Raw genomic sequence first — 6624 nt, 5'->3', positions numbered from 1 at the left:
CAAATGCTTTTGTGATCAGGTTCATTTTATAAGCATACACTTTGTCAAACTCCACAATATTTTCTTCAAACGTATGGTCCAACAAATCTTCCTGCAGCAGCAATCCATCTCTCAATAGCAATTCCGGACTGATAAATAAAGGGTTTCCGGAAAAGGCTGATAAGCAGCTGTAAGGAGAAAAGCCTCTGCCGCCATCCGTATAATTTAATGGCAAGGTTTGCCAGTATTGTATGCCGGCGCTGGCAAGATAATCTGCAAACCGGTACGCTGATGGCCCGAAATCACCGATACCGAACGTATTGTATAAAGATGAAATATGCAGGATAACTCCTGAACTGCGATTAATCTTCATAAATTAGTAATTAATTAAGCTGGTTGAATAAAAGTATATCTCTTATAGAAGATAAGGAAAAGTACCGACTAATGGAATATGCCGGTTCTAAAATATAATGTGGATTTATAAAAAGTTTATATGAAATATCTGAAGAAATATTTCATAAATAGTTATTGCGTGATGCTTTCAAAGCATCATAATGATTACATCTGAAGATTGGCCAGGCGGATCGTAAAGTTGGTGCCAACGCCAATTTCTGAATCTACTTCAATGCTACCCTGAAGCTTTTGCAATGTTTCTTTCACAATGTATAAACCTAGTCCGTCACCTTCATTCACCGTTGTTGCACGGAAGAACATGTCGTAGATATTAGCCAGATATTGTTTTTCAATGCCGATTCCATTATCCCGGATTAACAGCAGACATTCCGCAGCTGTACTTTGTATTTCTATATGAATGAAACTATTGCTTTTTGATAAATCAGAATATTTGATTGAATTCGAAATAATATTATTCAAGACAATCTGTATTCGACGGCTGTCAGAATAAAACGAAGTGCTTTCACTGATCTTTGTTACAATATCTATTCTGGAGAAATTGGCAAGTGAGCTTAAATTTTCGGTGACCTGATAAACAATTTCATGAAACGATACCGGTTTGCGTTCTATGCTTAATCTATTATTACGTGAATATTCAATAACATCTTTTACAGTATCGTCTAAACGCCTTACAGAACGTTCGATCCGTGAGATGTATTCCATCATGTCTTCAAAATTATTTTCCTGGATATCCTGTGCGATTAAGCGGGTCAGGCCAAGAATGGATTTCAATGGGGCGCGCAGTTCATGGGAGGCGCTATACACAAAACGGTCCAGGTCTTTTCCTGTCTGGATCAGCTGCTGTTCATTTTGTTTAAGCTGAGTTACATCCTGTACCGTGCATAAAACAGAAATAATTTCACCGTTGCTGTCAAACTCCGGCACACCAATCACATGCGCATAGCGGAATGCCTCTTTGATGTGAAGATTTTCAAAATAGTAAGAAGTTGTTTGGCGGCTGCTGATTGTTTTATGGATAATGAGCCTGATGCCTTTACACAGATCGAGTGTTAAGCCCGCCTCTTCAGGAGTCTTGCCGGAATAATAATCTAACGATTTACCTGTAATCGTTGAGATTGCTTTATTGATATATACAAATCTTGAATCCTTAGTAATACGGGCAATGATGTCGGCCGAATTGTCTGTTAATGTTCTGAACTGTTCTCTGCTTTGATACAATGCCTGTCGGGCCTGAATCTTTTCAGAGACGTTGCGAACAATCACTTGTTCTGCAGGATTGCCATTGTATATGAATGCAACAGACACTACTTCAATATCCAGTACTTCGCCGGTTAATGTAATGGCTTTTTGTTCTGAAATTTTTCCGTTTAGTTCTTCTGAATTTCCTATGCGTGCGTGTACTTCCTGGATAGAATCGGGATGTATGAATGACATGACAGATTTGCCCAGCAGTTCTTTCAGGCTTTCTGCTCCCAGCAGTTTAATACCTGATGGATTGGCAAACAGAATATGGCCTTCGTTGCTTTGTATATAAATGGCATCAGGAGAAATTTCGACAAGCTTCCGATAAGCTTCCATGCTTTGGTTGTGCTCCAGCTGCAAGGCGCGCACTTCCGTTAAATCAATGGATACTCCTAAAATACGGAGTTCTCCATCTACCGGACTGATCAGCGGTACTTTCGAAGTATACAGATAATATTTAACATCACCCAGCGTGATCAGCTGTTCAGGCAGTATCACAGTCTGTCTCGTAGATACGGCTTCATCATCACTTTTTTTAATGATGGTGTATTCCTCTTCATTATGAACAAAATCAATATCTGTTTTTCCGATTAATTCTTCTGCCTTTCTGCCAAAGAGTTTAGCCTGGGCAATGTTGGCAAGCACATATTTACCGGTGTTGTCTTTTATGAAAATCGGGTGGGGAACAAGGTCGATGATCTTGCTTAGCCAATGGTTGGTATCAATTAAACTGGCAGTACGTTCACGGATAATTTCTTCCAGCGCAATTTGTTTGCGTTCCAGTTCTTTTTCCCTGCGGTTGATCCGGAAATCATTCATTACTTGTTTGGCCAGCAGTACAAGAGATGCTTTTTGGTTGTCATTCAGTGAGCGAGGTTCCATATCTACAACACAGAGTGTGCCCAATCTGTATCCGTTCTCATCAATCAATGGTGCTCCACAATAATAACGGATGAATGGTTCTCCGCATACATATGGATTATTCTTGAAGACTTCGTCCTGCAAGGCGTCTGTCACTTCATGAATCGCTGTTGATTGTATGGTTTTATTTCCAAATGAAAATCTGCGATCGATTCCTGTTAAGCTGTTTCCAAAAGAAGACAGGAACACCAGGCGGTCTTTATCCAGCAAGGTAACAAACGCATGTCTTGTCTGACATACCGCGGCGGCAATCTGGGTCAGGTCCTTGAATTTTTCCTGGCCCTCATTGTTTTCTATTAAATATTCCTGTAATGCATTTAGGCGGTCAGCCTCATTGTATTCTGAATGCTCGATCATGGGGAAAATCTTACTAAATGAATTTCAGTATTAAATTATCGTTAATTCATGAGTTAGGTTTGATTATGTAAGAATAGACTATAAAGTTGGATGAAAACCTTTCGTATTCGTTTTGCAGGCCCTTTAAATACAGGTGATGGAGGAATTTTAATCGTTTTGGGGCAGGTTAGGAAATAAAGGGATTTTAACCGTTTCTGTCTTTTACCTAAAAGATTCTTGGTATAAGATAATATTGGATACTGCAATAGTTTGATACCAACATATTTTTTTTCAACAACCAGGACGAATCAGGTAATTGAATGTGTCAAGGCACAGGTTGGCAATACGTTTTATTGAATTGTAACCGGATTAATGGAACTTTCTTAAACAATATAACCTTAATGGTTTTATATGTTTTTAGAAATTCATGAAAAGAATTAAGATCAGTATTTTAGATCAATCTGTTGTTCAAAAAAATAAAACACCAAAAGAAGCTATTGCAGAAACTGTTGAAACAGTGAAGCTCGCTGAACGATTAGGTTACACAAGATTTTGGGTATCTGAACATCACAACTCTACATTTATTGCGGGTTCTGCTCCAGAGTTGTTAATGGTAAAGCTTGCAGATGCAACCGAATCCATCCGGATTGGTTCCGGAGGCATTATGCTGCCGAATCACAGCGCATTAAAAGTGGCTGAAAATTTCAGGATGCTGGAAACCTTATTCCCCGGTCGTATAGACTTAGGAATAGGAAGGGCTCCGGGTACAGACCGTGTTACTTCATCATTGCTTAATCCTTCCAATGATTTCGCAGAAGAAAGTTATTTAAGACAGCTTGATCATTTACAGAATTTCTTTTCAGATACAGCCTATACCCGAGATAACAGAAGGATTCTTGCAATACCTCAATGCGACACGATTCCGCAACAATGGATCTTAAGTTCCAGCGGAGGCAGCAGTGTAATCGCTTCCAGGTTTGGACTGGGACTGGTAGTTGCAAAATTCATTAACGGTTTTGTTACGCCGGCAGTGATTGATACTTATAAAGAAAACTTTAAACCTTCTGAATCATTCCCGCAGCCACATGCCATGATGGCTATTTTCGTGCTTTGCGCAGATACAGAAGAAAAAGCAAAAGAGATGCGCAAGTTCATGGATTATATTTTCCTGCAGTTTGAAGCAGGCAATTTTCATGACTTTGCAGATTACGAACAGATTCAAAAATATGTCTTCACATCAGAAGAGCTGCAGCGTATTAAATATAACAGCGGTCGTATTATTTCGGGGACAAAGGAAATTGTGAAAGAACAATTACAAATGCTGGGAGAAACATTTCATGTAGATGAAATCATTATTTCTACGATGGCCGGAAATGCCGGAGACAGGAAACGTTCATTCGAACTGATTGCTGAAGCATTTGAATTACAGAATGAATAAAATAATTATAAACCCTTCTCTATTGCCCTAAAATACATGCATATAAAAAATATAAAAGTGTTTCAGAACGTTTTTTATTTAACTTTTGTTCAACTTTTTTTGAAAAACTAATGCAGAAAATGTTTTTGTTTCACACTTGAAAAGTATAATTTGAATTTTATTACGCAAACCAAAAAACACAACCATGAATAAGATTTCTTTGATTGCCAGTGCAATCGCATTAACAATGACAACGCTTGTTTCACAGGCGCAATCAACATTAAAAACTCCGGCACCAAGTCCGTCTCAGACAATAAAACAGGCTTTCGGCCTGGGTGAAATAACGCTTGAATATTCACGTCCGTCCGTTAAAGACCGTGTAATATTCGGTGATCTTGTTCCTTATGGTAAAGTATGGAGAACAGGTGCAAATGCCGCAACAAAAATTACTTTTTCAGACGATGTAAAAGTTGAAGGTAAAGATGTGAAAGCCGGTACATATGCTATTTATACGATCCCAAACAAAGACAGCTGGGAGGTTATGTTATACAGTGATTTAACTTTAGGTGGAAATGTATCCGGTTACAAAGCTGAAAACGAAGTAGCACATGTTACGGTTAAGCCTGCTGCAACAGCAGATAAGACGGAAACATTCACGATGAACTTTGCGAATGTAACAGCAACATCTACCGCATTGGAATTGCTTTGGGATAAAACACGTGTGCAGGTGCAGATCACAACAGAGATCGATGCTAAAGTAATGAAGAACATTGAGACTTCTCTGGCAGCAGATACACGTCCATATTTCCAGGCAGCAAATTATTATTATGAAAATGATAAAGATTTGAACCAGGCATTGATCTGGGTGAACAAAGCAGTAGAACAGAATCCAAAAGCATTCTGGGTAACTATGTTGAAGGCCCGTATTGAGTTGAAATTAAAAGACAGTAAAGCTGCGATTGCGACAGCTGAAAAGACAGTTGCTTTAGCAACAGAAGCAAAAAATGATGACTATGTTAAAATGGCGAATCAATTGATTGCGGATGCAAAGAAGAAATAAATAATACTCTTCGATACAGAAGATAAAAAAAGTCATTACGCTTTCGCGTGATGACTTTTTTGTTAAATAAGATGTATACTTATTTCTTCGGAGTAAATTTCTCTACTGTATTTTTTACCGGCGTAGTTGTTTGCAGATATGCATAAATAGCTGTTAAATCTTCATGTGTTATTTGTGCATACATTAACCAGGGCATCGTAGTATTGAATCCATTTGATTCAATTTTGTGCGGTGCATAACTGCTGTCTGCATACATTTTAAAGCGGTTTACAAAAGCTTCTTCGCTCCAGTCACCAATGCCGGTTTCTTTATCGGATGTGATGTTTGAAGAACGTACAATACCCGTATTGATCGGAAACTCAAAGCCACCGGCAAAATCCATTCCTGCAATCTTTTGTCCTTTTTCCTGTTTGGTATGGCACTCACCGCAGGCAGCAGCATTCAATAAATATCTGCCATATTCAACTTTGTCTTTTTTATCAGGAATTGCTTGCGGTGCGGCAGGTTTCGGAATGGTATTGATAATGAAATTCATCGGAAAGTCAGAAACAGATGGAGGTATGTTGTTTTCAATGGGTTTCAGCGTTCTTAAATAAGCGATGATAGCATATACATCTTCGGTTGCCATTTTACCATAATTCGGGTGAGGCATTACCGGAAACAGAGCTGAACCATCTTTACTCACACCGGAAGTAATAGCTCTGTAGATTTCACCATCTGTCCAGTTACCAATACCAGCAGGTGTAATGTTGCGTGAATAATACGCTCCCGGGAAGCCATAGATCTGTGTGAATGCTTCTCCGCCTTTGCCCCAGGTCGCCGGATCTGCCGGACCTGCAAAGCGTGACCAGTCACGTGTTGAGTGGCAATCCATACACACGTTTACCGAATTAGCAAGATATTTTCCGCGCTGCACCATTTCAGGTGTTGCTTTGATGGTAAGCTTCGGTACAGGTCCTACATTGGGTAAGGCTGTTTTTACAAACGTCAATAAACCTGCAATCAAAACAACTATTGCAGCAAGTACATACACAATAATTCTAAAAGTTTTTTTCATGGAATAAAAAGAAGGGTTTAGTAAATCTCGAATTTTTCAAAAATAAGTTTTTTAGTTTTGCTTTTAGCAAATCATAAGAATTTGAAATTGTTCTAAATAAAAAATAGGATTATTGATATGTAAAGATGTGATGTTTCAATATGTATCTATTATTATGGCAAATCATGCGGATATGAAATTCAATAGAATGAAATGTTG

The 6624-nt window shown here is 38.6% G+C and carries 5 protein-coding genes; 2 read left to right on the top strand and 3 right to left on the bottom strand.

Annotated features, from left to right (window positions below; translation table 11 throughout):
• Positions 1-352 (bottom strand): 4-alpha-glucanotransferase (locus ACTHJT_RS08815; protein WP_440237656.1); only part of this gene is annotated, 352 nt, incomplete at its 3' end.
• 185 nt (positions 353-537) lie between these two features.
• On the bottom strand, positions 538-2913 hold the full coding sequence (locus ACTHJT_RS08810) for a PAS domain S-box protein (RefSeq protein ID WP_440237655.1): 2376 nt from the start codon (positions 2911-2913) through the stop codon (positions 538-540).
• A 406-nt stretch (positions 2914-3319) separates the two neighbouring features.
• On the opposite strand from ACTHJT_RS08810, the gene ACTHJT_RS08805 reads away from it, so the two are divergent.
• Entirely contained in the window at positions 3320-4330 is a 1011-nt protein-coding gene (locus tag ACTHJT_RS08805) for an LLM class flavin-dependent oxidoreductase (RefSeq protein ID WP_440237654.1), read from the top strand.
• A 184-nt stretch (positions 4331-4514) separates the two neighbouring features.
• The gene (locus ACTHJT_RS08800; protein WP_440237653.1) at positions 4515-5369 is read left to right on the top strand and encodes a DUF2911 domain-containing protein; all 855 of its coding nucleotides are present in this window, start codon (positions 4515-4517) and stop codon (positions 5367-5369) included.
• Positions 5370-5448: 79 nt separating this feature from the next.
• On the opposite strand, the gene ACTHJT_RS08795 is transcribed toward ACTHJT_RS08800, so the two are convergent.
• The gene (locus ACTHJT_RS08795) at positions 5449-6426 is read right to left on the bottom strand and encodes a c-type cytochrome (RefSeq protein ID WP_440237652.1); all 978 of its coding nucleotides are present in this window, start codon (positions 6424-6426) and stop codon (positions 5449-5451) included.
• Positions 6427-6624 lie beyond the last annotated feature (198 nt).

The organism is Cytophaga sp., from assembly GCF_051961495.1.
Lineage (GTDB): Bacteria > Bacteroidota > Bacteroidia > Cytophagales > Cytophagaceae > Cytophaga.
Note: the sequence above shows the minus strand (reverse complement) of the source record. Positions and strands in the feature narration are given on the sequence as shown.

Coding starts and splice junctions, on each gene's coding strand:
- ACTHJT_RS08810 (WP_440237655.1), bottom strand. CDS start 2,913: ATGATCGAGCATTCAGAATACAATGAGGCTGACCGCCTAAATGCATTA.
- ACTHJT_RS08805 (WP_440237654.1), top strand. CDS start 3,320: ATGAAAAGAATTAAGATCAGTATTTTAGATCAATCTGTTGTTCAAAAA.
- ACTHJT_RS08800 (WP_440237653.1), top strand. CDS start 4,515: ATGAATAAGATTTCTTTGATTGCCAGTGCAATCGCATTAACAATGACA.
- ACTHJT_RS08795 (WP_440237652.1), bottom strand. CDS start 6,426: ATGAAAAAAACTTTTAGAATTATTGTGTATGTACTTGCTGCAATAGTT.